The sequence below is a fragment of the Deltaproteobacteria bacterium genome (genome assembly GCA_016874755.1).
Classification (GTDB): Bacteria; Desulfobacterota; Binatia; order UBA9968; family UBA9968; genus DP-20.
Genome location: VGTH01000024.1, coordinates 61,280 through 84,365 on the forward strand (window position 1 = coordinate 61,280; position 23,086 = coordinate 84,365).

Annotated in this window: 23 protein-coding genes and 1 pseudogene; 8 read left to right on the top strand and 16 right to left on the bottom strand. The window is 57.6% G+C overall.

Features of this window, described 5'->3' with window-relative positions; genetic code table 11:
• Positions 1 to 146: 146 nt before the first annotated feature.
• The 4 genes from FJ145_15535 to FJ145_15550 all read right to left on the bottom strand — a co-directional run bounded on the left by FJ145_15535 (position 147) and on the right by FJ145_15550 (position 5,835).
• Entirely contained in the window at positions 147 to 2,300 is a 2,154-nt protein-coding gene (locus FJ145_15535) for a formate dehydrogenase subunit alpha (GenBank protein MBM4262828.1), read from the bottom strand.
• Positions 2,297 to 2,995: a 2Fe-2S iron-sulfur cluster binding domain-containing protein gene (locus tag FJ145_15540; GenBank protein ID MBM4262829.1), complete on the bottom strand. Its 699-nt coding sequence runs from the start codon at positions 2,993 to 2,995 to the stop codon at positions 2,297 to 2,299. Before FJ145_15540 ends, FJ145_15535 begins: the two co-directional genes overlap by 4 nt.
• 118 nt (positions 2,996 to 3,113) lie before the next feature.
• Complete coding sequence (locus tag FJ145_15545) at positions 3,114 to 4,838, bottom strand: NADH-quinone oxidoreductase subunit E (protein MBM4262830.1); 1,725 nt, start codon at positions 4,836 to 4,838, stop codon at positions 3,114 to 3,116.
• A 211-nt stretch (positions 4,839 to 5,049) separates the two neighbouring features.
• A complete protein-coding gene (locus tag FJ145_15550) occupies positions 5,050 to 5,835 on the bottom strand; it encodes a hypothetical protein (GenBank protein ID MBM4262831.1) in 786 nt (261 codons plus the stop codon).
• Between the two features lie 111 nt (positions 5,836 to 5,946).
• Between FJ145_15550 and queF the strand changes: the two genes are divergently transcribed.
• Both queF and dnaB read left to right on the top strand, forming a co-directional pair.
• Positions 5,947 to 6,297: an NADPH-dependent 7-cyano-7-deazaguanine reductase QueF gene (queF, locus tag FJ145_15555; protein ID MBM4262832.1), complete on the top strand. Its 351-nt coding sequence runs from the start codon at positions 5,947 to 5,949 to the stop codon at positions 6,295 to 6,297.
• Positions 6,298 to 6,527: 230 nt separating this feature from the next.
• A complete protein-coding gene (gene dnaB, locus FJ145_15560; GenBank protein MBM4262833.1) occupies positions 6,528 to 7,910 on the top strand; it encodes a replicative DNA helicase in 1,383 nt (460 codons plus the stop codon).
• A gap of 227 nt (positions 7,911 to 8,137) precedes the next feature.
• Here the strand turns inward: dnaB and FJ145_15565 are convergent, their stop codons facing one another.
• Positions 8,138 to 8,377 carry a hypothetical protein gene (locus FJ145_15565; GenBank protein MBM4262834.1) on the bottom strand — a complete coding sequence of 80 codons (240 nt, stop codon included), beginning with the start codon at positions 8,375 to 8,377 and terminating at the stop codon, positions 8,138 to 8,140.
• Positions 8,378 to 8,599: 222 nt separating this feature from the next.
• Between FJ145_15565 and FJ145_15570 the strand changes: the two genes are divergently transcribed.
• Positions 8,600 to 9,796, top strand: a complete 1,197-nt coding sequence (locus FJ145_15570; protein MBM4262835.1) for a hypothetical protein — start codon at positions 8,600 to 8,602, stop codon at positions 9,794 to 9,796.
• 28 nt (positions 9,797 to 9,824) lie between these two features.
• On the opposite strand, the gene FJ145_15575 is transcribed toward FJ145_15570, so the two are convergent.
• The 3 genes from FJ145_15575 to FJ145_15585 are packed head-to-tail and all read right to left on the bottom strand — an operon-like array spanning position 9,825 to position 12,164.
• Positions 9,825 to 10,244, bottom strand: coding sequence for a VOC family protein (locus FJ145_15575; protein ID MBM4262836.1), 420 nt, complete (start codon positions 10,242 to 10,244; stop codon positions 9,825 to 9,827).
• Positions 10,245 to 10,269: 25 nt separating this feature from the next.
• Positions 10,270 to 11,202 carry an ABC transporter permease gene (locus tag FJ145_15580; protein ID MBM4262837.1) on the bottom strand — a complete coding sequence of 311 codons (933 nt, stop codon included), beginning with the start codon at positions 11,200 to 11,202 and terminating at the stop codon, positions 10,270 to 10,272.
• Between the two features lie 2 nt (positions 11,203 to 11,204).
• Complete coding sequence (locus FJ145_15585; protein ID MBM4262838.1) at positions 11,205 to 12,164, bottom strand: ABC transporter permease; 960 nt, start codon at positions 12,162 to 12,164, stop codon at positions 11,205 to 11,207.
• Positions 12,165 to 12,365: 201 nt separating this feature from the next.
• Here FJ145_15585 and FJ145_15590 point away from each other — a divergent pair, with 201 nt between their 5' ends.
• The gene (locus tag FJ145_15590; GenBank protein MBM4262839.1) at positions 12,366 to 13,967 is read left to right on the top strand and encodes an ABC transporter substrate-binding protein; all 1,602 of its coding nucleotides are present in this window, start codon (positions 12,366 to 12,368) and stop codon (positions 13,965 to 13,967) included.
• Positions 13,968 to 14,155: 188 nt separating this feature from the next.
• Positions 14,156 to 15,379, top strand: coding sequence for an amidohydrolase (locus tag FJ145_15595; GenBank protein ID MBM4262840.1), 1,224 nt, complete (start codon positions 14,156 to 14,158; stop codon positions 15,377 to 15,379).
• Between the two features lie 30 nt (positions 15,380 to 15,409).
• Here FJ145_15595 and FJ145_15600 read toward each other — a convergent pair whose 3' ends face one another.
• Positions 15,410 to 15,697: a hypothetical protein gene (locus tag FJ145_15600; GenBank protein ID MBM4262841.1), complete on the bottom strand. Its 288-nt coding sequence runs from the start codon at positions 15,695 to 15,697 to the stop codon at positions 15,410 to 15,412.
• A 210-nt stretch (positions 15,698 to 15,907) separates the two neighbouring features.
• On the opposite strand from FJ145_15600, the pseudogene FJ145_15605 reads away from it, so the two are divergent.
• The 3 genes and pseudogenes from FJ145_15605 (at position 15,908) to FJ145_15615 (ending at position 17,331) form a co-directional block, all read left to right on the top strand.
• A pseudogene (locus FJ145_15605) lies at positions 15,908 to 16,213 on the top strand (RHS repeat-associated core domain-containing protein).
• A 72-nt stretch (positions 16,214 to 16,285) separates the two neighbouring features.
• Positions 16,286 to 16,954: a hypothetical protein gene (locus tag FJ145_15610; protein ID MBM4262842.1), complete on the top strand. Its 669-nt coding sequence runs from the start codon at positions 16,286 to 16,288 to the stop codon at positions 16,952 to 16,954.
• A 17-nt stretch (positions 16,955 to 16,971) separates the two neighbouring features.
• Positions 16,972 to 17,331 carry a hypothetical protein gene (locus FJ145_15615; GenBank protein MBM4262843.1) on the top strand — a complete coding sequence of 120 codons (360 nt, stop codon included), beginning with the start codon at positions 16,972 to 16,974 and terminating at the stop codon, positions 17,329 to 17,331.
• Between the two features lie 459 nt (positions 17,332 to 17,790).
• On the opposite strand, the gene FJ145_15620 is transcribed toward FJ145_15615, so the two are convergent.
• The 7 genes from FJ145_15620 to FJ145_15650 are packed head-to-tail and all read right to left on the bottom strand — an operon-like array spanning position 17,791 to position 22,846.
• The gene (locus tag FJ145_15620; GenBank protein MBM4262844.1) at positions 17,791 to 18,522 is read right to left on the bottom strand and encodes a class I SAM-dependent methyltransferase; all 732 of its coding nucleotides are present in this window, start codon (positions 18,520 to 18,522) and stop codon (positions 17,791 to 17,793) included.
• 33 nt (positions 18,523 to 18,555) lie between these two features.
• Complete coding sequence (locus FJ145_15625; protein MBM4262845.1) at positions 18,556 to 19,044, bottom strand: MaoC family dehydratase; 489 nt, start codon at positions 19,042 to 19,044, stop codon at positions 18,556 to 18,558.
• 14 nt (positions 19,045 to 19,058) lie between these two features.
• On the bottom strand, positions 19,059 to 19,370 hold the full coding sequence (locus tag FJ145_15630; GenBank protein ID MBM4262846.1) for a hypothetical protein: 312 nt from the start codon (positions 19,368 to 19,370) through the stop codon (positions 19,059 to 19,061).
• Positions 19,367 to 19,597: an addiction module protein gene (locus FJ145_15635; protein ID MBM4262847.1), complete on the bottom strand. Its 231-nt coding sequence runs from the start codon at positions 19,595 to 19,597 to the stop codon at positions 19,367 to 19,369. Before FJ145_15635 ends, FJ145_15630 begins: the two co-directional genes overlap by 4 nt.
• Positions 19,598 to 19,647: 50 nt before the next feature.
• Positions 19,648 to 20,286, bottom strand: coding sequence for a thiamine phosphate synthase (gene thiE, locus FJ145_15640; GenBank protein MBM4262848.1), 639 nt, complete (start codon positions 20,284 to 20,286; stop codon positions 19,648 to 19,650).
• Position 20,287: 1 nt separating this feature from the next.
• On the bottom strand, positions 20,288 to 21,733 hold the full coding sequence (locus FJ145_15645) for a sigma-54-dependent Fis family transcriptional regulator (GenBank protein ID MBM4262849.1): 1,446 nt from the start codon (positions 21,731 to 21,733) through the stop codon (positions 20,288 to 20,290).
• Positions 21,734 to 22,846, bottom strand: a complete 1,113-nt coding sequence (locus FJ145_15650) for a PAS domain S-box protein (protein ID MBM4262850.1) — start codon at positions 22,844 to 22,846, stop codon at positions 21,734 to 21,736.
• Between the last annotated feature and the right edge of the window lie 240 nt (positions 22,847 to 23,086).

Sequence of the window (23,086 nt, forward strand, 5' to 3'; positions counted from 1 at the left end):
GCTTCGTGCACTGTGTAGGGGCGATTCATGAGTCGCCATCACGAAACATACCCAGGCGGTGGTCTGTGTAGGGTGCGCCGTGCGCACCATCCGGAAACGGTGCGCACGGCGCACCCTACGGGGATTCGGTCGGGCTTGAGCGGAAATTAATACCGGCCTCGCGCGGTCTGCGGCGGGAGCTCTTCTTTTTCCGCCGATTGTACGCGCACGGCGCAGGCTTTGTACTCGGGGATCTTCGCCAGAGGATCGACGGCATCTATTGTAAGCAGGTTGGCGGCGGCCTCGTGGAAATGCATGGGAATGAAGACCACGCCGACCGTGGTTCGCTGCGTTACCCACGCTCGCAGCACGACGGTGCCGCGGCGCGATGAGACCCGCACGGCTTGGCCGTCTGCGATTTTCAATTTGGCCGCGTCGGCGGGATTGATCTCGACGCGTGCCTGCGGAAAGAGATCGTCGAGTTGCGAGTGGCGCGTCAGCGTGCCGCCGTGCCAGTGTTCCAACACACGCCCGGTGGTGAGGATGAACGGATATTCCTCGTCCGGCATCTCGACGGCGGGGACGTACTCCAACGGATGGAATTTGCCTCTGCCGCGGGGAAACGTGTCGGTGAACAAATACGGTGTGCCGGGATGGTTATCGTCCCAGACGGGAGTCTGCAGGCCACCTTTTTCAAGCCGCGGATATTTTACGCCGGCATATTCCGGCACCACGCGGCCCATCTCTTCGAGTACCTCGGCGGGCGATTGATACGACCAGAACGCAGATTTTGGTCGACCGAGCTTCTTTTCGATGCGTTGCGCGAGCGCGCAGTTGATCTGCCAGTCGGCGCGCGCTTGGCCGCGCGGTTCGATGGCTTTGCGCACGCGCTGGACCCGGCGATCGGTGTTAGTGAAGGTGCCATCTTTCTCGGCCCACGACGTTGCCGGCAGAAACACGTCCGCATAGGCGCCGGATTCGTTGATGAACAGATCCTGGGCTGAAAGAAATTCTAACTGCTCAATCATGTGGCGCGCGTGGTTCAAATTGGGCTCGGACATCATCGGATTCTCGCCCATGATGTGCAGCGCGCGCACACCGCCGGGGTGAACTGCATCCATGATCTCAGTGGTGGTCAATCCCAAATGGCGATTGAGACCGCCGGCTTCGACATTCCACGCCTGCTCGAATCGGCGTGCTGCCGCTTCGCTGTCGACGCGCTGATAGCCGGGATAGTGCCAGGGCATGGCGCCGGAGTCGGACGCGCCCTGGACATTGTTCTGGCCGCGCAGCGGATTGAGCCCGGTGCCTTGGCGGCCGATGTGGCCGGTGAGCAATGCCAGGTTAATCAGCGACATCGCGTTGTCGGTGCCGTGAGAATGCTCGGGAATGCCCAGGGCCCAATAGATTGCCGCGTTCTTCTCGCCGGCGTACATGCGCGCGGCTTGAATAATCAAATTCCTGTCGACGCCGGAGATCTTTTCTGCGTATTCGGGCGTGAACTTTTCCAGCGATTTGACAAACTCAGTAAAATTTTCAGTGCGACGGTCGATGAAGTCCTGGTTGTAAAGCTTCTCTTTCACGATGACATGCGCCATGGCGGAGAAGAGCGGCACGTCGGTGCCGGGCTTTTCGGGCAGCCAGAGCGCCGCATAGTTGACCATCTCGACGCGGCGCGGATCGACGACGATCAGCTTGGCGCCGTGCTTTTCGACGGCGGCTTTCATCTGCAGTGCGATGATCGGATGAGTTTCTGCCGTGTTCGATCCCGTCACGATGAAAACATCGTTGTGAATCACTTCGGCGGCGGTGTTGCTCATCGCCGAGGAGCCCACGGCCATCTGCAGTGCGACAACGGAACCGGCGTGGCACAGCCGCGTGCAGTGGTCGACGTTGTTGCTGCGAAACAACGCGCGGAAGAGTTTCTGCAGGAGATAATTGTCTTCGTTGGTGGCTTTGGCGCAGCAATAGACCGCCATGGCCTTGGCGCCATCGCGCTGGTAGATCTCGACCATGCGGCTGGCGGTGTAGTCGAGAGCTTCGTCCCAAGTGACTTCGTGCCATTCAGCACGGTCGAAGGCTTGCGTGCGCGCGCCGGGTTGCTGGTGAGTTTTTCGAATCAACGGCGTTGTGACCCGGTCTCTGTTGTAGATGAAGTCGTAGCCGAAGCGGCCTTTGACGCAGAGGTTGCCGTGGTTGACCGTCGAATCGAAGGGCGAGGTGACTTTGTAAATGTAGTCGCCTTTAATGTGCAACTGCAGGTTACAGCCGACGCCACAGTATGGACAGGTGGTCGGAACGACGCGATCGGCGGTGATCATGACTTCCTCCGGCGCCGGTTGCTGCCCCGGGTCGCCTGCATGATTTCGCTTAAGTCTTTTCCCTGTTCGAGCAGGGCTTCGCGCTTGGGTTTGAGCGCCCCGGTGGGGCAGACGCCAACGCACTGGCCGCAGAAGACGCAAGTAGTTTCCGGCATCGACTTATCGAAGAACGTGCCGATGCTGGTGTCGAAGCCGCGGCCTTTGAAGTTAATCGCATAGGTGTACTGCGCGTCGTCGGCGCAGACCTGGACGCAGCGCCAGCAGAGAATGCACTTGTCGTAGTCGCGGACATACATCGGGTTGTCGTCGAGCAGTTCGCGCTCGCGCTTTTTCGCATCGACGAATCGTGACCGGTCGGCGTGATAGTCGGCGATAAACTGTTGAATCTCCGGTGCCTCGGCGAGATCCACGGCGGAGTTGAGCATTTCCAAAATCGTGCGACGACTGCGCTCGGCGCGCGCGCTCAACGTCGTGACCCTCATGCCCTCGCTCACGCGGCTTAAACAAGCCGGCAGCAACGGCCGAACTCCTTCAACTTCAACGACGCAGATGCGGCACAGCCCATTCGCCGTACAATGGTCGTGATAGCAAATCGTCGGCACCTGCTTGCCGAGCTGCTCCGCCGCTTTGAGGATGGTTGTCCCGGCGGGAACGGTGACGGATTGGCCGTCGATGGTGAGAGTGATGTCTGCCATGGGCGATCTCTATAGCTATGCACTGGGAATGATTGCACCACGAAGCAGACGAAGGACACGAAGTTCGGAATCCTTTGTTCCGAAACCTTCGTGATCTTCGTGTCCTTCGTGGTGAGTGCTATTTCTTTGCATCGAATAATTCCGGCCATAGTTTCATGGCGCTCAGCACCGCTGTGGCCGCAGTCTGGCCCAGGCCGCAGAGCGATGCGTCGATCATCGTGCCGCCGATATCGGACAGGCGCTCACGGTCGCCGGTGATTGCGTGATTGCGCGCGCCGCGGTCGAGAATTTCGTACTGTCGCTGACTACCGAGTTGGCATGGATAGCATTTGCCGCAGCTCTCGTCGGCAAAGAAGTGACCAAGCCGTTTCAGCATATCCCGTAGGTCTGCGCTATCGTCGAAAACCACTATGGCGCCTGAACCGAGGGGCAATTCGGCCGCGCGCAGGTCTTCGAACGTCAGTTTCACATCCAAATCTTTCTCCACAGCGAAAGCCCCGGCGGCGCCGCCCATGAGCACGGCTTGCAGCTTGCGGCCCGGATTCAACCCGCCAGCGAGATCGAGGAGCAAATGACGCAACGTCACGCCGAAGGGGACTTCGTAGAGCCCTGGTTTCTGCACTTGCCCCGACACACAGAAAAGTTTGGGACCCGGTGAGCGCTCCGTCCCAATCTTGCGATATTTAGTGGCACCGCGCGCGATGATCAGCGGCACATTGCAGAAAGTTTCGACGTTGTTAATGATCGTCGGTTTTTGAAACAAGCCGTGGGTAGTGGGGAAGGGCGGCTTGATGCGCGGCAGACCGCGCTTGCCTTCAATCGATTCCAGCAGCGCTGTCTCTTCGCCGCAGATGTAAGCGCCGGCGCCGAGGCGCATTTCGATGTCGAAATTCAATGGCGAACCAAGAATGTTTTTACCGAGCATTCTTGCTTGGCGCGCCTCGTTCACCGCGTTACTTAAGATTCTGAAAGCGGCGGGATATTCGCCGCGCACGTAAATGTAGCCCTGGCTCGCCCCCACTGCATGGGCGGCAATGATCATGCCCTCGATCGTGCGGTGCGGGTCTTCTTCCATCAAGATGCGATCTTTAAACGTACCGGGCTCGGACTCGTCGGCGTTGCAAACGATGTACTTGGGTTGGTCTGGCGCAGCGGCCGCGCCTTCCCATTTGATTCCTGTCGGAAATGCGGCGCCGCCGCGGCCGACTAGTCCCGCCGTTTTTACTTCGGTGATGACCGCTTGCGGCGTCATCGTCAGAGCTTTCTTGAGGGCGGCGTAGCCACCGCTTTTTTGGTAATCGGCCAGCGCCGTCGGACGGCCGGCGCCACAATTGCTGGTGAGTATGCGAATATCGCCGCCGACGAAACTTTCGGGGCTCTGCCCGGTTGCTGCACAGATCGCCGCCGGGTTGTTCGAATCTGCTTTGCCAACCGCCTTCTCGCCCACAAGCGCTGCTGGCGCATGATCACACAAGCCGAGGCAAGGCGCATGCTCGACCGTAAACTCACCGTTGGTGCTGACATCACCCGGCGCAACGTTTAAATGATTACACAGAGACTCGGCCAGCCCATCGGCGCCGGCAAGGGCGCAACTCGGTGAGCTGCAAGCCTGGATGACCGTGCGGCCCACCGGTTCGCTGTGTAACATCGCATAGAAATCGATGACGCCGAAGACATCGGCAAGGGGGACGCGCAACGTACGCGCAACTTCTGCCGCGACCGGCTCAGAGACCCAACCCTGTAAGCGTTGGGCAAGATGCAACGCGGGTAGCAGCGCCGTGCGGCCTTGCGGCGCAATTTCGGCAAGCGCTTTGCGTAGCAGTTCGAGGTCGGCGTCGGTCATTCTATCGTCGCTTGGCTTGGCGTTGATAGAATGATCGTGCCTCACATACTCATGCTGTGCAAGATGTGGCTATGAGTGGAAAATCCGACTTTCGGGAACATGTGTCATCCTGAGCGCCAGCGAAGGATCTGCTTTTCGCGCACTTGCAGGAAGCAGATTCTCCGCGGTTGGCTCAGAATGACAGTCCGCGTGTCTTTCGAATAGAGGGACTCTACGGATTATACGGGCAATCCAGCGCTGCCTGCTTCATCTGCGCATGCAGATCGACCATGGTCAGCGCGCAGTATTCGAGCGGGTAGCCGACGCGGAACTCGACGCTCTCTTGCAGGGCGCGGGTGAGCACGGTGCGGTTGAAGGCGCCGTGGCCCATCGCTTCCTCGCCGCCTTCGCCGAGGGTGTGTGTGTCCATGTCGGCTTCTTCATGGGTAGAAAAGTAGATCGCGGCTTTTTTACTGAAGCCGTAGTGGGTGGTGAGCGCGGTAAACCATTGACCCGACCACATCGAGAGCGATTCCTCAAACACGTGCAGGCCCCAGAGCTCGACGATGGAACCGTCGATGAAAATCTTGTGGCAGTAATCGTTGATGGCCCGCGCCGTCGGCAGATACGGGTCTTCGAGCATTTCTTTTTTGTTCAAGCCCATTTTCTCGGCGGTCTGCAGCAGCACCAAGACATGGCCCGGCGCCTTGGGGGAAATCAATTCGTCGGCGATCTTGGCGCAGAACGGGCCGATCAGATCGAAATTGCGTACGAAGAAGGGTAGGTGAGTGTAGTAAGAGACCGCGTTGAGCGCGTTGACTTCCAACGAGAAGTGGCCCCAGTTTTTGAAAAATTGGCGGATCACCGGCATCGGCAACTTGCCGTCGCGGAGCTTGGTCATGAACTCGCCCTTGTAGATTTTTTCGTGGGCGTATTTGTAAAGCGTCTTGTAAAGGTAGTCGACGTACTCAAGGGCTTCTTTTTCGGTTAACTTCTCGCCGGCTTTCGGTTCTTTCATGAGGTGTGCTCCCGCGTAAAATTCTCAAGCGATTTTTAGGAGCTATCATCCATGATTTGGTGAGTCAAGGTAACGATTGAAATCTCATAGAGCTGCGTTAGATTGTTTCAAATGGCAACCCAACCTTCCAAAGAGCTGGAAACCTTTCCCAACCCACGTCCCGAGCGCGACTACGAAATCCACATGGAGTGCCCGGAGTTTACCTGCGTGTGCCCGAAAACCGGCCAGCCCGATTTCGCCACCATCGATATTCGCTACGTGCCCGATAAAACTTGTGTCGAGTTGAAATCGCTGAAGCTGTATTTGTGGTCCTACCGCAATGAGGGCGCGTTTCATGAAGCGGTGATCAATAGGATTCTCGACGACCTGGTGCAAGCGATTCAACCGCGCAGGATGACCGTGGTCGGCGACTTCAACGTGCGCGGCGGCATTCATACTACGGTCACGGCATCGCATGGCTAACGGCTGCGAAAAAAAATCGCTTGTGAATAAGTTGTTTGTAACCCTGTGAGCACGCTGTGTGAAGGCGTGTGGAAGTGGGCGCGCCGTCTGAAGAAACAACTTTCGGTGAGTATTTCGCAAGAAGATCTCGATTGGCGCGGGTCCTGCGCGCGTGTGTGAAATCGCACTTGCTTTCGTCGAAAGTTTGCATGATAAACGATTTTCTTTCGCGTTAACGGTTTGGGTGCTCGATGGCTACTCTCGACGACAATCTGCGCAAGGTTCCGCCGCAAAATCTCGAAGCCGAGTCGTCGGTGCTGGGCGGCGTTTTGCTTGACAATGAAGCCGTCAACCAGGTGCTGGAACTGTTGCGCCCCGAAGATTTTTATCGCGAATCGCACCGCAAAATTTTTCGCGCCATCATCGAGCTGACCGACCGCAGTGAGCCGGTCGATTTGATTACTCTCAGCGACTTTCTCAAGACCAAAAACGAGCTGGAATCGGTGGGCGGCACGGCGTACTTGGCGTCGCTCGCCGACTTTGTCCCCACCGCGGCGAACATCGTTTACTACGCCCGCATCGTGCGCGAGAAGTCGATCCTGCGCAGTTTGATCTCGACGGCGACTGATATCGCCAGCCGCGGCTACGAAGAGCAGGGCAACGTCGAGGAGTTTCTCGACAGCGCCGAAAAAGTCATCTTCGATATCTCGGAAAAAAAGATCAAAGCCGCGTTTGTCTCGGTCGGCGACATGATCAAAGACACGCTCAAAACCGTCGAGAAACTCTACGAGCGCAAAGAGATGATCACCGGCGTGGCGACGGGATTTGACGATCTCGATAAATTAACCGCCGGCTTGCAGCCTTCGGACTTGATCATCGTTGCGGGTCGCCCCGGCATGGGTAAGACTGCGTTTGCTTTGAACATCGCCACCAATGCGGCTTTCAAAGGCGTGGGCTGCGGCGTGTTCTCGTTGGAAATGGCCAAGGAGCAGCTGGTTCTGCGCATGCTCTGCTCGGAGGCGCGCGTCAACAGTTCTAAAGTCCGTTCCGGTTACTTAGGTGAGCGCGATTTCCCACAACTGGCAAAGGCCGCCGGCCGTTTGCACGAGGCGCCGATCTATATCGATGATACGCCGGCCATCTCGGTCTTGGAACTGCGCGCCAAGGCGCGCCGGCTGGTGCGCGATCGTTCGAAAAAAATCGGCTTGATCGTGGTCGACTATCTGCAGCTCATGCGCGGCATGGGCACGGCCAACAACCGCGAGCAGGAGATTTCCGAAATATCGCGTTCGCTGAAAGCGCTGGCGAAGGAATTGAGCGTGCCGGTGATCGCGCTGTCGCAGTTGAACCGCCGCGTCGAAGACCGCACCGAGAAGAAACCGCAGATGTCGGACCTGCGCGAATCGGGCGCCATCGAGCAGGACGCCGACGTGATCATGTTTATTTACCGAGAAGAGGTTTACAACCGCAACAACGACGAAGCCAAAGGCAAAGCCGAAGTTATCATCGCCAAGCAGAGAAACGGACCCACCGATACGGTAAATCTCGCCTTTCTCAACGAGTTCACGCGGTTTGAAAACTACACCGAGCGCGATCCCTACGGCGATTCGCTCGAAGACGCCGAAGACGCGTAGCAAGCGCTACGCGCACCGCAGATTCCAAATTCCACTGTCATCGGCACTGGCTTTACAGACGAAGTTAGAAAGAAGCCGCCGCCACGATCACCTACACCTATCGGGGCTTGACCAAGTCCGGGCTGCCTCGCGAGCCGATGGCTGCCCGGGCTATTTCCGGAACAAGTAAGGTAGGCCTGCGCAATCACGACAATCACCCGCCGTTAACTGACGGCGCACTGCTCAAATTACTCTGCCCCCTTACCGCCCGAATCGTGCGTGTACCAGTCCTTGTGCAGCGACCATTGCTGGCAGCTCAAGCAAGTCGTCCAGCGCCACTGATGTCGGCAGCCAGGGCACAGACCGCGCGTTGTGAACGTGTTCCAGCTCGTGCCGCAGCCGCCAGCGAAAAAATCCGGCTCGGCGCAGTCCCAGCAGAGCCAACGGTCGGCTGCTCGCGGCCGCCAGGCGCACCTTGGGCAGCGGATGCGATGGAAATCCGGCGTCTCGGTGCGGCGCGTGCGCGGCTTTTTTTCGATTTGCTCCGGCGGCGGCGTGTTCTGGAGTCCGAGCCACGGTTCAATGAGCATGGTCGACATCGTCGGAATTCCAAGCGGATTGCTTTGCGGTAACACTACGCTTACGATGCGGCCATTTCACCGCGAATGCAACGTGTAAATATGTCCGCTTCACATTCAAAAGGAGTAGCCATGAGACAGGAGTTCTCGCTTCGATACGTCATTGGCATAATGATGATTGCCGTATTCTCGCCGCGCGTCTTCGCCGATCCCTATCCACCTGTCGATCAGAAGCGCCCGCCGCTGGTGCTCAAAGCGCACGGAGTTTTCTGGGCCGGCGGTGAGATCGTCAGTCGCACTCAAGCCGGTACGCAGAGCGCTGGCGATTTGAAAAGCGTTCCCTACAACCAGCAGCAAATTCTCGTTGGCCAGGCCTACGTCGAATATTTCATTCCGGCGAAGCTGCGCAATGGCAAGAATACCATTCCGATCGTCATGGTGCCCGGCGGCGCGTTGATCGGTGTGCATTTTCTCACCACGCCGGATGGGCGCGAAGGTTGGGCGCATTATTTTCTGCGCCGCGGTTTTCCGGTCTACATCGTCGACGTGCCGGGGCGCGGGCGCGCCGGTTTCATGCCGGATGCGTTCAACGATGTGAGAGAAGGCGTGGCGCAGCCTAAGACTCAGCCCGTCGCGCGGGCGTGGGACAGCTCGGCTTGGCTGGAGTGGAACACCGGTCCGCTGCCGGCGCCGTCGCCCAAACATGGGCCGCCTGATCCGAGCTGTATCGGCAACGACGCGCGTGATCCGAACAATCCACCGGTGTACTGCAATGGCAACTTGATGCCGGCTCTAGATACCGAAGGCTACAAACATTGGCTCGGTGCTCTGGTGCCTGAAGTGGCGGTGCCGGGCGGCAGCGACCCTGGGCTGCTGGCGGTGATGAAAAGAGTTGGGCCGGCGATTTGGCTCGGCCACTCGCAGGCTGGGACAACCGGCGGGCGCTTGAGCAACAACAATCCGGAATATTTCAAAGCCGTCATCGGCATCGAGCCTGCGGGCGCATGTAACGTCCCAGCCAAAGTTGAAATCAGCGGCTTAGCCAAAGTGCCGCAGTTCAGCATCCACGGCATCAACCAAGTGGGCCGTCCAGACACCGTGCCTTGCCTCGACAACTACGCAAGAATACGGGCGGCAGGCGGTGACGCGACTTATCTATCGCTGCCCAAGCTGCCGATTACGCCGCTCTTCGATCGGATTCCACAAGCGGGCATCTGGGGCAACGATCACATCATGATGTGGAACAGCAACAGCGATCAGATCGCCGAGCTGGTGCTCCGATGGATTGAGAAGCACATTGAAAAGAAGAAAGTGAAAACGCCGTGGTGAACGATTACCAAAGCGTTTCCTTGCTCAGTTACGCGTATTTCGGATCACCATAGGTGATCAGCTCGATCAGGTTGTTATCCGGATCACGCAAGTACAAACTTGTGCCCGGCCCTAGTGCGCCGGAGCGGGCGACCGGACCGTCGATCGTTTGGATGCCGGCTTGCTTGAGAAAATCCTGCGCTTCTTGCACGGTGCCGTGCCATTGCAAGCAGAAATCCGCCGAGCCTCTGGCGTAGCCCGGCGCGAACGTGGGGCTCTCGGTCTCGTAGCGATCGATGACGTAGAGATTGAGCTTCTGCGTGTCGCTGATGCGAATGATCGGCCGCTTGCCGCGGCCGCCGGGGCGTTCTTGCCAGCCAGCGTCGAGGCCGAGTTTGCGATAGAACGCAAAAGTCTCTTCCAGGTCTTTCACAGTCAGCACCCAGTGGTCGATGGCTTCGATACTCATGATTCCCTCCGCTACAAAATTGCCTTTAGGCGCGATGAAAATCGGTCATTCTTCTTCCCAAGCTGCGGCGCATGCGCGGGTCGAGGCGATCGCGCAGGGCGTCGCCCACCAGCGTAAATGCCAGGATCACACCTGCCAACACTAGTCCGGGAAAAATCGCCAACCAAGGCGCGACTTCCAAAAAGTCCTGCGCGTCGCGGATCATGGTGCCCCAACTGATGTAGGGCACGGACAAGCCGAGGCCCAAATAGCTCAGCGATGCTTCGACGGTGATGGCGCGGGCAAAGTCGAGGGTCAATTGCACGGCGATGGGCGCCATGATGTTGGGGAGAATTTGTTTCATCAAGATGCGCATGGGCGTTTGCCCTAGGGCGCGCGCGGCGTGGACGTATTCGCGTTCTTTCTGCGTCAGCACGCCGGCTCTGACCAGGCGCGCATAGCGGGGCACCGAGCTGAAGGCGATGGCACACCAGAGCATGGCCACGCTCGGTCCCGCCAGCGCCACCAAGGCCATCGCCAGCACGAGAGATGGAAAAGCCATAATGCCTTCCATGACGCGTTGTATTAGCGCATCGGCTCGGCCGCCTAAATAACTGCCGATGGCGCCCAGCGGGGCGCCGACGAGGAGAGCTAAAAGGACGGCGCCGGCGGCCACCTGGAGGCTGACTTGCGAGCCGGCGATGATGCGCGTGAGGACGTCTCTGCCGATCCGGTCCGTGCCCATCCAGTGCGCCGCGCTCGGCGCTTGCATGCGGGCATCGAGGTCGGGCGCGTTGGCGTCGTAGGGCGCGTAGCTCGGTCCGAGCAGCGCAACTAGAACGTAGAGCAGCAGCAGAAAGCCACCGACCAGCGCCCGATAGTCGCTGCGCGCGAACGCAATCAGAGCGCGGGTTGCGCCCGGTGCACGGGATGCCGGACGTTCGAGGAACGGCGGCGCATCGGTGGCTTGGGCATCCATAACTATTGGTACTGCACCCGCGGGTCGACTGCGGCGTAGAGAATATCGACGATCAGATTGACGATAATCACCAGAAATACCATGAACAGGACCACGCCCTGAACCACGACGAAGTCGCGGGTGTGGATCGAGTTCAGCAGTAGATAACCGATGCCGGGATAATTGAACACGGTTTCGACGATGGTGATCAGCCCGCTCAAGTAGGCCATCTGCAGGCCGACGACGGTCAACGTCGTGATCAGCGAATTGCGCAGCACGTGCTTCCACATCACCAACCTTTCGCTGAGGCCTTTCGCTCGGGCGGTGCGGACGTAGTCCTGGTGCATCTGTTCGAGAAAGTCCTGGCGCTGAAAGCGCAATACCGTAGCGGCGATGTTCAGCGCCACGATCGTCATCGGCAGCGCGAGATGGCGTAGGAACCCGACGAAGTTTTCTTGCGGCTTGGTGTAGCCAATTGACGGCAGCCATCCCAAGTGCACCGCGAAAATCAGCACGGCGACCAAGGCCAGCCAAAAGGTCGGCACCGAGACGCCGAAAATGACGAAGCTCGTGGCCAGATGATCCCACTTGGTATTGTTGTGAATGGCCGCGAGCACGCCCGCGGGCACGGCGATGATCACCGCCAAGATCAGACCGCCGAGCATCAGGTACATCGTCGGCACCAAACGGGCGACGATGACTTGCAGGGCGGGCGTGCGGTAAGTGATGGAGCTGCCAAGGTCGCCTTGGAGCATATTCCACAGCCAGTTGAAGTATTGCACGATCAGCGGCTTGTCCAAGCCCAAGCGCACGCGCATGGCGTCGTAGACCTCTTTTGACACTTGAGCGCCGTCCACCGCGCCGAGCATCACCATGACCGGATCTCCGGGGACGATCATCATGACGAAGAACACCACCATGGTGACCACCAAGGCCATGGGAATCAATTGCATGAGGCGCCGTGCGATATAACCCATCAGCATTGCTGAAGCTCCTGCCTAATGGTCGTTCTACCCTGCTGCGCGGTTGTACAACAAAGGCTCGAACCCTGACAAGCTCGCAGTCGGTTCGCGTCGAGAAATCCTTGACAGCGGTTTCGCGGCGATGTTAAGCCTTCGACAGCTTTGGTGAATCGCATTTTCCGGTTATCTATCGACATTGAAGTCGCCAACGGAGGTTGCCCGATGAAGCATTGGATTAGGAAAAGGTCCGTCATGTTTGCGGCGGTGCTCTGGTTGTTAACCGCGGCAGCAGCCCAGGCGGCTTCGGCCCCGGTGTTGCAATCGCCGGCTCCCGGCAAACCGCGCTCTGGAGGAACGCTGCGGATGGGTATTGTCAAAGACATCGGCACGCCCATTCCCTTTGTCGCCTACACGTCCACCTCGCAGTATGTGAAGGACAACATGTACGAGCCGCTGCTGATGTTTGACCAGAAGGGCGAGATTCATCCCTGGCTTGCCACCGTCTGGACGCCCAACGCCAATTCCACCGAGTGGACGTTCAAGCTGCGCCAGGGCGTGAAGTTTCACGACGGTCGCGAACTGACGTCTGCCGACGTAGTCTGGTCGGCAAAGCATACTATGAATCCCGCCAACGGCGCCGCGGGACAAGGCCAGCTGGCTGGCAATGTGCGGGACGTGATTGCCGTAGACAAGCACACGGTGAAATTCATCACGCCGGGGCCGCGCGGCTTGCTGCCCGAGTTGCTGGCGGACACGTCGATTTTGCACATTGCGCCGAGAGAATCGATGGCGCCCGGCCAACAGGAAATGACGGGGGGAGCGCCGCCGCCGGGCACCGGCCCATTCAAGTTCAAGTCGTGGACGCCCGGGCAGGAATTCAACGTGGTGCGCAACGAACAGTATTGGGGCGGCGCTCCCTATCTGGACGGCGTGCGTTTCCAGGTCATCATCGAAACCAATTCGCGCGGCGCCGCCATCCAGGCCGGCGATCTCGACTGGACCGAGCGCCTGGGGCCGACGTTTGTGAAGCGCATCGAAAGCGGGCAGCTCAAAGGCTTGCACTATGCGCCCATCGGCCAAGCCGGACTCGTCCAGCTGGTGCTCAACACCGAGCTCGCGCCTTTGAACGACGTGCGCGTGCGCCGCGCCATCGCGCTATCGCTGGACCGAGAAGCGATTTTGAAAGAGGCCACCTTTGGCTATGGTGTTCCGGTGCAGAGCTGGGCGTCAGCGGGCAGCGACTGGGAGAACACCATTGGCTTTAAGTGGCAGAGAAATATCGAAGAGGCAAAGCGCTTGCTCAAAGAAGCCGGCTACGCGGGCAAGCCGATTACCCTGGGGGCGACGCGCGGGCAGGACGACCCGTGGACCGAAGCGGTGGTGCGGCACGCCGCCGATGCGGGGATCAAGTTCGCGATTCAAAACCTGGCCGGCGCCGAGCTTATCCAAAAGACCGTCGCCGGTGAGCTGCATGTCTCCGTCTATGGCGGTGGCGCCAACGGCGAGCCGTTAGTGGGCAATATGCAATACATTTCTTGCAGCAACGGCAAGGCGGGCGTCGGCAATGTTTCCAACTATTGCACGCCCCAGTTGGAAAAGTTGCTCAATCAGTACATGGAAGAGTCGAGCCGGGCCAAGCGGTTGGCGATCTGGAAACAAGTAGCGCACAAGTTTTTCATAGAAGACGTCGCCTACTTCCCCCTCGGCTGGGCGAACACGCGCAACTATGTCTGGCGCGACAAGGTAAAAAACTGGTCGCGCGGGCCAGGACAGGAATACACCCACGCCAAAGGCGGGCTGTGGCGGACGTGGCTGGAACAGTAAGAATTCGGAGGCACTCACCGCGGAGACGCCGAGTACGCTGAGTTCGGAAAAAGATAGAACCACGAAACACACGAAAATCACGAAAATATCCTGAGTTGTTTCGTGATTTGCGGGTGCTTCGTGGTTTCTTCTTGATTCTGATCTCTGTGCCCTCAGCGGCTCTGTGGTGAATCTTCCGAGGAGGATTCATGGCAACCCTGAAAATGAAATATGGCGTTATCTCCGCTGACGATCACGTCCAAGAAGCGCCTGACGTGTGGACGAAGCGAATGTCCAAAGCTAAATTCGGCGATGACATCCCGCACATCGTCACTTTGCCGGATGGCAGCCAGACCTGGGCGCTCGGTGGCAATGCGCAGGGGTTTGGCGGCTTGGCGCGCATCTCCGGCGTCAACGCCAAAGTGCGCACTTGGGACGATGTTCCGGCGTCCACTTACCTCGCCAAGGATCGCCTGAAGATTCTCGACGAAGAAGAAGTCGACGCCTCGGTGCTCTTTCCCAACATCATCGGCATCACCAATCAGAATTTCCAGAAAGAGGGCAGCGAGGAGTTTCGCTTGGCGTGCATTCGCGCCTACAACGACTGGCTTATTGAAGAGTGGCAAGATTATTCGCCAAGGTTTATCGCGCAGTGCGTGACGCCGATGTGGGATGTGAAGCTGTGCGTCGAAGAAATCCAGCGCGCGGTCAAACGCGGCCACAAAGCGCTGGCCTGGCACGGCGCGCCGCACGTGCTCGGCTTGAAACACTTCAACGATCCCTATTGGTATCCGGTCTTCGAGACCTGCTGCGACTTGGATGTGCCGCTGTGCTTGCACTCCACCGCTTTGCCAGCATTGCCATCGTGGCCCTCGCTGGAGCCCGGTGCCAGGCTGGCGCTAGGTGTGTCGATGACGTTTGTCAGCCATATGGAAATCGTGTCGAATATTCTCTACTCCGGCGTGTTTGAAAAATTTCCCAAGCTAAAAACCATCAGCGTCGAAAGCGGCGTGGGCTGGCTGGCCTATCTATTGGAAGAGCTGGACCATGAGTTCGACGAGCGCAAAGTCGCTCAAAACACGACCCTCACGAAGAAGCCCAGCCAAGTTTTTAGCGCCAACATGTGGGCGACGTTTTGGCATGAACGCCACGGCATCCGCAGCGTCGATGAAATTGGCGTCGACAAGATCATGTATTCAACGGACTATCCGCACGGCACGACCACCTGGCCCAAATCGATCTGGTGCCGGACTCATTCGCTACAGGATGTGGAATCGGTCGAGGACCGAAAAAAAATCCTGATGGACAACGCCATCGCGCTCTTCAAGCTCGACGTCGACAAGTCACACATCGAACAACCGCTGTACAAACCCGGCCCGATCAAAGTCGGGCCGATGCCGGAGGTCATCAAGCCGGAGAAGGCGAGTGTGTGAGAAGCAACGCAACCCAATGCAGCCGGAGAATCAATGTCTACCTGCGGCAGACCTACATCGGCGTAAGGACCTTAGAAGTCTGAGAAACTCACCGGCGAGCGGTGTCAGCGGCCGCTCTCTACTGTAGACGATCCTTTGATCAACCGTGAGGTCGATGGGAAATTTGATGGCTTTGAGCTTTCCTGTGCGTAGCTCCTCGGTAACCGTATCTCGATAGACGATCCCGATTCCGGCTCCTGCCCGAACCAACGACTTGAGTGCAGCCACACGCACACAGGGACCACTGGACGCGAGTTCTACCTGGGGCACGTCGACCAATCACTACGGATACTACATGCCGCAAGGTGCAGGAGGACCGGCATTTCCGGTCGTTACAACCTGGCGCACCGAGCAGCATGGGACGGGAAATTATATCTGGGCTGAGCAATATCACGATGGTTTGGGTCGGGTGCGGCTGACCCAGCGTGAATACAGCACGCCTGGTTCTATCATAGTCACTGTCGCCAACTACAACTCGCGCGCACACACATCGTTACCAACGAGAGCGGTAGCAAGGTTCAGCGCAACGAGTATGCCCCATGGGGCACTTCATCCGTCTCCGAAGGCGCGACACCCGGCAGCCCAGCCAACACCGAACTGACCCACCGCTTCACCGGTCAAGAGCTCGACCCAGAAAGCGGTCTCTATTACTACGGCGGCCGCTATTACGATGCGGAGCTCGGCCGCTTCATCAGCCCCGACCCGTTTGTTCAGGACCCCGAAGACCCGCAGAATCTGAACCGGTACAGCTATGTTCTGAACAACCCGCAGAGTTACATCGATCCGAGCGGGTACGCTTCGGTTTCCCTCACGAAAATTCTTAACATCATTCGTTTTGCTACCGCAGTCATTGGCGGAATCGCGGGGATGGTGGAAGCTAACATGCTAGAATTTCAGACACATAACCAGGCGCTTCTTGATTTCAACAACCAAATGATTCAAAAGAATGCCGCCGAATTGGCGTATTTGAGGTGTGACGTAGATTGTGGTGCGCTGTTTACAGAATTTAGTAATCTTCCAGCGCCACAGATGCCGTCCGCAGGTTTTGGTGCAGGCGTCGGAGGTGGATCGAGTTTTCACGGTACAGCACTGTATACGGCGTACGCGTTAGAATACGGATCTGGTGTGCCCTCGGCAAGAACTCAGGAGTTCATTCGTGGCGTACAAAGTGGCAATATCCCAGTAACAAGCTCGGCTGGCGCCGTCGCCAAGACAGCAGGACATCACCAAGCAAACGTAACACTTAGAAATGCAGAAGGTAGGGTAATACATCGTGGTAGGGTGGTCAGCGGAAACATGACGGATGAGGAGAAAGCCCTTGGTTTTCCAAAGAACACGTTAGCGTCTCACACTGAAGCGCGTGCCATCCGCAATACACCCTTAAGGCCAGGCGAGTCGTTAACAATAACTGGTCAAAAGCCGCCGTGTCCCGTTTGCAAAGGAACTATGAATAAGGCTGCGAAAGAATCAGGGGCTGTGATAAGGTATCAATGGCGTGAGGGTGGCCAAACACATAGGTGGTATGCAGGAGAATAACGTGTAAGGGAGAAGCCATGGATTTTATTGCAAACGTAGCAAATTTTTCTGTGGACGATTCTGCATTAACCGTAGCCTTCGCCGACGATCGAGAAGATCCCCAAGATTATGTAATCCTATCTGTAGCGGCGCAGGAAAGTGAACAGGACCGAAAACTTGGTTTAGAAGGGGTTTACCTTGAGTTGTGTGCCGAGGGTCGGGGTGGGTATAAACTAATAGAGTCAATAATAACAGAAAACAACAAGGTGCAGATTCAGTTAGATCCCAGCCTTGCAAAGAAGAATGATTTGCCCTTGGAAATTCTGATTACTGTCAAACCTGCAATTACCACAGAAGTTTACGCGGGGATTTCAGAAATCGTTAGGCGCTTGCGTTGAATAATAGTCAAGGGACGCATTTAGGAACGCGGCCCCCAGATGTGTAAACAGTGCGTAGTTGATATAATTGATCAAAATCGATAGCCAGCCTGGGACACTGGGGAGCCATAAGGGGAGCCCTCAGTGTCAGGGTTGAATATATTATTTTATCGGATTTTAAGATCGTCTTACCGATGACACAGGATCCAATTTAGGTGTTTCCTAGCTCGATGAACTCCACCCTGACTCAAAAGTGCGACGCAGTTGAGTGAAATGACTGAGTAACTAAAACCGCGCGCGTCTATTTATACCTGCTTCGCCGATTGCTCTTGCCATTGCTCGATTCGAGGTTTCGAGAATTCCTGAAACGTCGAATCGAAAAGAGAGACACTTCAAAGATCGGGTGCGTATCTGCAATTCAATTCGAGGGTGCAGGAAAATAGGGTCAGCATGAATGAGTGAATGGCGACCACGCTGCATTTATCTGCCGGGCTGGCGACGATTCATTAACGTTACGCGGATGTCGGCGGTCTTCCAGAAACCCAAGGCTTTGTCCGCGTAAGCTCCGTTGTCTTCAGTGCACCCTTCGTTGATCAGATAAATTGGCTTGGGCAGTGCAATCGGTGGCCGTTCAAGGTTCAGGGCACGCCATTGTCCCGTGACGATGTCTCGATTGCGGGTCCGGTCGGTAAACGTGGTCGCGGCGACGTATTGAAACTCACCGGCGCAGAGATTTTCCAAGGCACGGAAAACATCGGCGAAAGAAAAATGCACCAGGCAATCGCGGCAGAGCAGCAGATCTGCTTGTGGCAACGGGTCCTTGGTTAGATCCAAGCGTACGAATCGACGTCCCGCGCTGCCGTACGAACGGGTATTCGCCGCGACGATCGCTTCGACAATATCCGCGCCGGTATAGTCGATGTTCGACCGATCGAGTTCTTTCATCCAGGAAAATTCACCGCAGGGAATGTCTAGTATCGACGAGATCGCGAAGCCTCTCAGAAACAGCGGTAACTGCTGTACCAAAGTCCGGGTTTGAGCGACGTCCGACCCGGTTCCTGACGCCGAGAATGCTCCGCCCCACGCCTTGGTCTCGTAAATCTGGGTGATGACCTGGTCGATGTCCTTGGACATCAGCTGGTAGCCGCGCAGCGTGCTCAATGCGGCCGATAGGACAGGAATCTTCTTGGCGATGGCTTTAAGAGTTGGCACGTCAAAGTGTCTTTGCGCAACTCATGGCGCGACTTATCTGCCGCCTTGGCTCTGCCGAGAGAGGACGAAGTTCACCATCTTCATGCTCATCACCACGTCTTTTTTCTGATTGAGCACTTCGATAGATGTGCGCACGATGCCGCGGTCGGGGCGCGACTCGGAGCGGCGCGCTTCCAAGACGGTCGCGCGCACCGACAGCACGTCGCCGGGGAAGACCGGTTTGGGCCAACGCAGCTCGTCGCCGCCCGGCGAGCCCAAGTTGGCGACGCTCGACAAATAATTCTCCACGTAAACCCGCATCATCAGCGCCGCGGTGTGCCAGCCGCTGGCGATGACGCCGCCGTAGAGGCTGTGCTTCGCCGCTTCTTTGTCGGTGTGATAGGAGAGCGGCACATAGCGCTCGCCGAAGTCGATGACTTCTTGTTCATCGACGGCGATGGCGCCGAATTCATGCACCGCGCCGGGAATGTAGTCTTCAAAGTAGCGGTCGTCGGGGGTTGTGGTGAAGGATGAACTGCTCATATTACGCAACCGCACTATTCTACTCGGTCGCGCCAGTAACCAGGTCTGCGGCTCTGGTGTGCAAACGCGACAATCCAAATATCTTCTTGTTCGATGAAAATAATAGAATAAGGAAAGCGTTTGACGAAAACCTGACGCGCGCCGAGCGATAGCGGAACAGTTAAAACCGGTGCTGCCGCTTGCGGAGCCTCGATAAGGCGCTCCATGGCGTCAGCGATGGCACTGCGGGATTCCTGGCCCAGACCCGTGCGTTGACGTTCGTACCAGCGTGCGGCAGCAATCAGCTCGTCCTCGGCTTCGGTAAGGACGACGACTTGTCTGCTCATTCGCCCGGCCGGTCAAGACGTTTTCGGACCTCCGACCATGGGCGTCCCTTTGCAGATCCTGATCGTATGCGTGCGATACGTTGCTCGATTTCGGCATTCCAGGCCGCTTCTACTTCCTGTTCAGGCTCGCCATCGAGGCTCCGAATAAGCGCGGTTGCGATCTCCGCGCGCTCGACTATGGGAAGCTGCATTACTTTAGATAGAATATCTTCTGCTGTCTTACTCATATCGCGATGTTATCGCCATGCAGGTTAGCTGTCCAGAGATCTGACACGTCTTACGTTGACACTCTTGTGGCCTCCCGAGCCCTGGTGATTCTTGCGACTTTGTTTCGGATGTCCTCTGCATGCAAAATATCGCTGATGATCGCCGCTGAATCGGCGCCCGCCTGCCAGACTTGGCTGACGTTGGTTTCGTTGATGCCGCCGATGGCGACGATGGGCAGGTTCACAGCGGCGCGAATTGCTTTGAGCATGGCCAAGCCGCGCGCCGGGTAGCCGGTGTCTTTGGTCTGCGTGCCAAACATCGGGCCGAAGCCGATGTAGTCGGCGCCGTTGTGTTCGGCCTCTTTGGCTTGCGCCAAATCGTGGGTTGAAATGCCGATGATCTTATTCGGGATGAGCTTGCGCGCGGCGTGCAGTGGCAGGTCTTCTTGGCCCAAGTGAACGCCGTCCGCTCCGCACGCAATGGCGATATCGGTTCGATCGTTCATGATAAAAGTGGATCGATAACGTTGGGTGGCCTCGCGAACCATCTTGGCCAACCCAAGAACCTCACGCGGCGGCATCGCTTTGGCGCGCAGTTGGACGATCTTGGCGCCGCCTTCGAGCAATTCCGCCAGGACCTCTTGCGGCGCGCGGCTTTTGATTTGCTCGGGGTCGAGCATGGCGTAGAGCGGCGGGAGAACCAGAGGCATGTTACGTGCTCTCTTTTTTGAGCTCGATGTGGAGATCGCTGATCTTCTTGCGCAGGGTGTTGCGGTTGATGCCGAGAATCTCCGCGGCTTTGATCTGGTTGCCTTTGGTTTTTTTGAGCGTCAGCGCGATCAGCGGCCGCTCGATTCTTTCGATCACGAGGGAATAGAGGTTGTCGACGTCAACGCCTTCAGTGCGGCGGAAGTAATCTTCGAGCTTGTGGTTGATGATTTCTTCGAGGGAAAGCTGATCGATTTCCAACGTGGCCAGCGGCGCTTTGCTTTGCAACGTAAAGTCTTTTGGGAACAAGATCGGGCTCGACGACAGCACGGCGGCGCGAATCAAAGTGTTTTCAAGCTCGCGCACGTTGCCCGGCCAGGAATGCTCGTCGAGTAGCTTTTGCGCCTCCAGTGATACGCCGGAAATTTGCAGGCCCATCTCGCGGGCGATCTTATCGATGAAGTAGCCCACCAGCTGCTGGATATCGCTGCGCCGCTCGCGCAACGGCGGCAAGTAGATCGGAATGACTTTCAGGCGAAAATAGAGATCTTCGCGAAGGCGCTTTTCGCGCACGGCTTTTTCGAGGTCCTGATTGGTCGCGGCCAAAATCCGCACGTCGGCTTTGTGGACTTCGCGGCCGCCAATGCGGCTAAATTCATGATCCTGCAGGACGCGCAAAAGTTTGGTTTGCAGTTCGACCGGGATGTCGCCGACTTCGTCGAGAAATAGCGTGCCGCCTTCGGCGAGCTCGAACTTGCCGATGCGCCGATCGAGGGCGCCGGTGAAAGCGCCTTTCTCGTGGCCAAACAGCTCACTTTCCAAAAGGTCGCGGGGGATGGCCGCGCAGTTGATGGCAACGAAGGGCTGGTTCCAGCGCGGCGAGTTGTAGTGAATCGTTTTGGCGACCAGTTCTTTGCCCGTGCCGCTCTCGCCCTGGATCAGGATCGTGGTCTGGGTGTCGACCACCTGACCGATGGTCTTGTAGACCTTTTGCATCGCCGAGCTGGTGCCGATGATATTCACGCCGGGCTCGAAGCGTTTTTTTACTTCTTCCTTCAGCTCGCGAAAATCTTGGGTCAGCTTGCGGCCGTCGACGGCGCGTTTTACCAGCACCAAAACTTCGTCGAGATCGAAGGGCTTGGTGATGTAGTCGAAGGCGCCGTTTTTCATGGCGCCGATGGCGTTGCGCATGGTGTTTTGCGCGGTCATGAGAATCATCGCGGTGTCGACCCCGGCCTCTTTGAACTCTTTGAGCAGTTCCAGGCCATCGGCGTCGGGGAGTTTAATGTCCATCAGCGAGACATCGAAATGGGTGTTGGTGAGCAGCTGGCGCGCGCTCTCACCGCTGGCGGCCGTCTGCACCCAGTAGCCTTCGTCTTCCAGAGCCTTTTTCAAGACAAAGCGCAGCGACTCTTCGTCTTCCGTGACGAGGATTTTCCCCTGGTCCATTTATGATTCTGCCACCACCAGCGAAACCTTAAAGGTGGTGCCTTTCTCTTCGGCGCTTTCGACGCGGATCAGGCCGCCATGTTCTTTGATAATCCGGTACGAAGTTGCAAGCCCAAGCCCGGTGCCGCTATTTTTCGTCGTAAAGAACGGCGAAAAAATCCGCGGCAAGTCTTCGTCGCGAATGCCCGCGCCCTCGTCGGCAATGTCGACCCAAATGAAGCGATTGCGACCGGCCCCTGGTTCGCGGATGTGAAAGTCGGTTTCCAATCGGGTGGTCACCGTCAGCGTGCCACCCCGTGGCATCGCCTGAAAAGCGTTTTTCACCAAGTTGAGAAAGACCTGGATCAACTGAGCGCGGTCGGCCCGTACCGGCGGCAGGCTGGGATCGAAGCGCTTGCGAACGTTGGTGGGTGCATGGGCTGCGGTTTGTCCTTCGAGCAGCAGCACATCGTCGAGCACCTCGTGGATGTTGACCGGGGCGAGGAAAAGCTCGGGTGGGCGTGCGAGATCGAGGAGTTGTTCGATTAGGTGATTAACCCGATCGACTTCGCGGACCATGATGTCGGTGTATTCTTTCAGCGAGCTCTGGCCGTCGAGTGAGCGCCGCAATAGTTGCGCGGCGCCTTTGATGCCGCCCAGCGGGTTGCGAATTTCATGGGCGAGACCGGCTGCTAGGGTGCCGAGCATCGCCAGACGGTCAGCCCTTTTTAGGTCTTCTTCCAGCTCGCGCCGGTGCTTGACGTCGCGTAGCAGGAGAATCGTGCCGAGAAACTGATGGCCGCGGGCTTGGAGCGGCGAGGCGGTGGCGCTGACCGGGATCTTTCGCCCCCAGCGCGTTAGCAAATCGCCTTCGGCGCGGGCGCTCTCTTGCCGGGGCGGCCAGGTCTTGCGCGTCAGATCGGTGATCCACGGCTCGCGCTTAAACAGTTGGTCGAGCGACAGCTCGCGCGCCCGCGATGATGAAATCTCGGTTAACATTTCGGCCGCTTCGTTGAAGATGACGATCTTGCCGTCGCCGTCGCTGACGACCACGCCTTCTTCCAGATTGGCGACAATCTGATCCCAGGATATTTCCGCGGCAGCGGTTTTCTTGCGGTTGGGCAGTGCCGACATGGATTTTCGCTTCGATACTGCGCTGGAGCATAGCAAAGTTCTGCCGCCCTTGAAATGCAGCGCGAGTCATTGAACCGGAGCGATCCGCAACCGGTTTCGGCGCGCGCAATGGGCCATAACTCCGCTCTAAGCCCACGCGGGTTTCAGAAACTGTAGGGTTTTCAGGAAGTTTTGGGGTATTGGGATTCGCCCATTGGGCGAGTTTTTTCTTGACTTGTATCTGGTTAGTGTTTTATATTT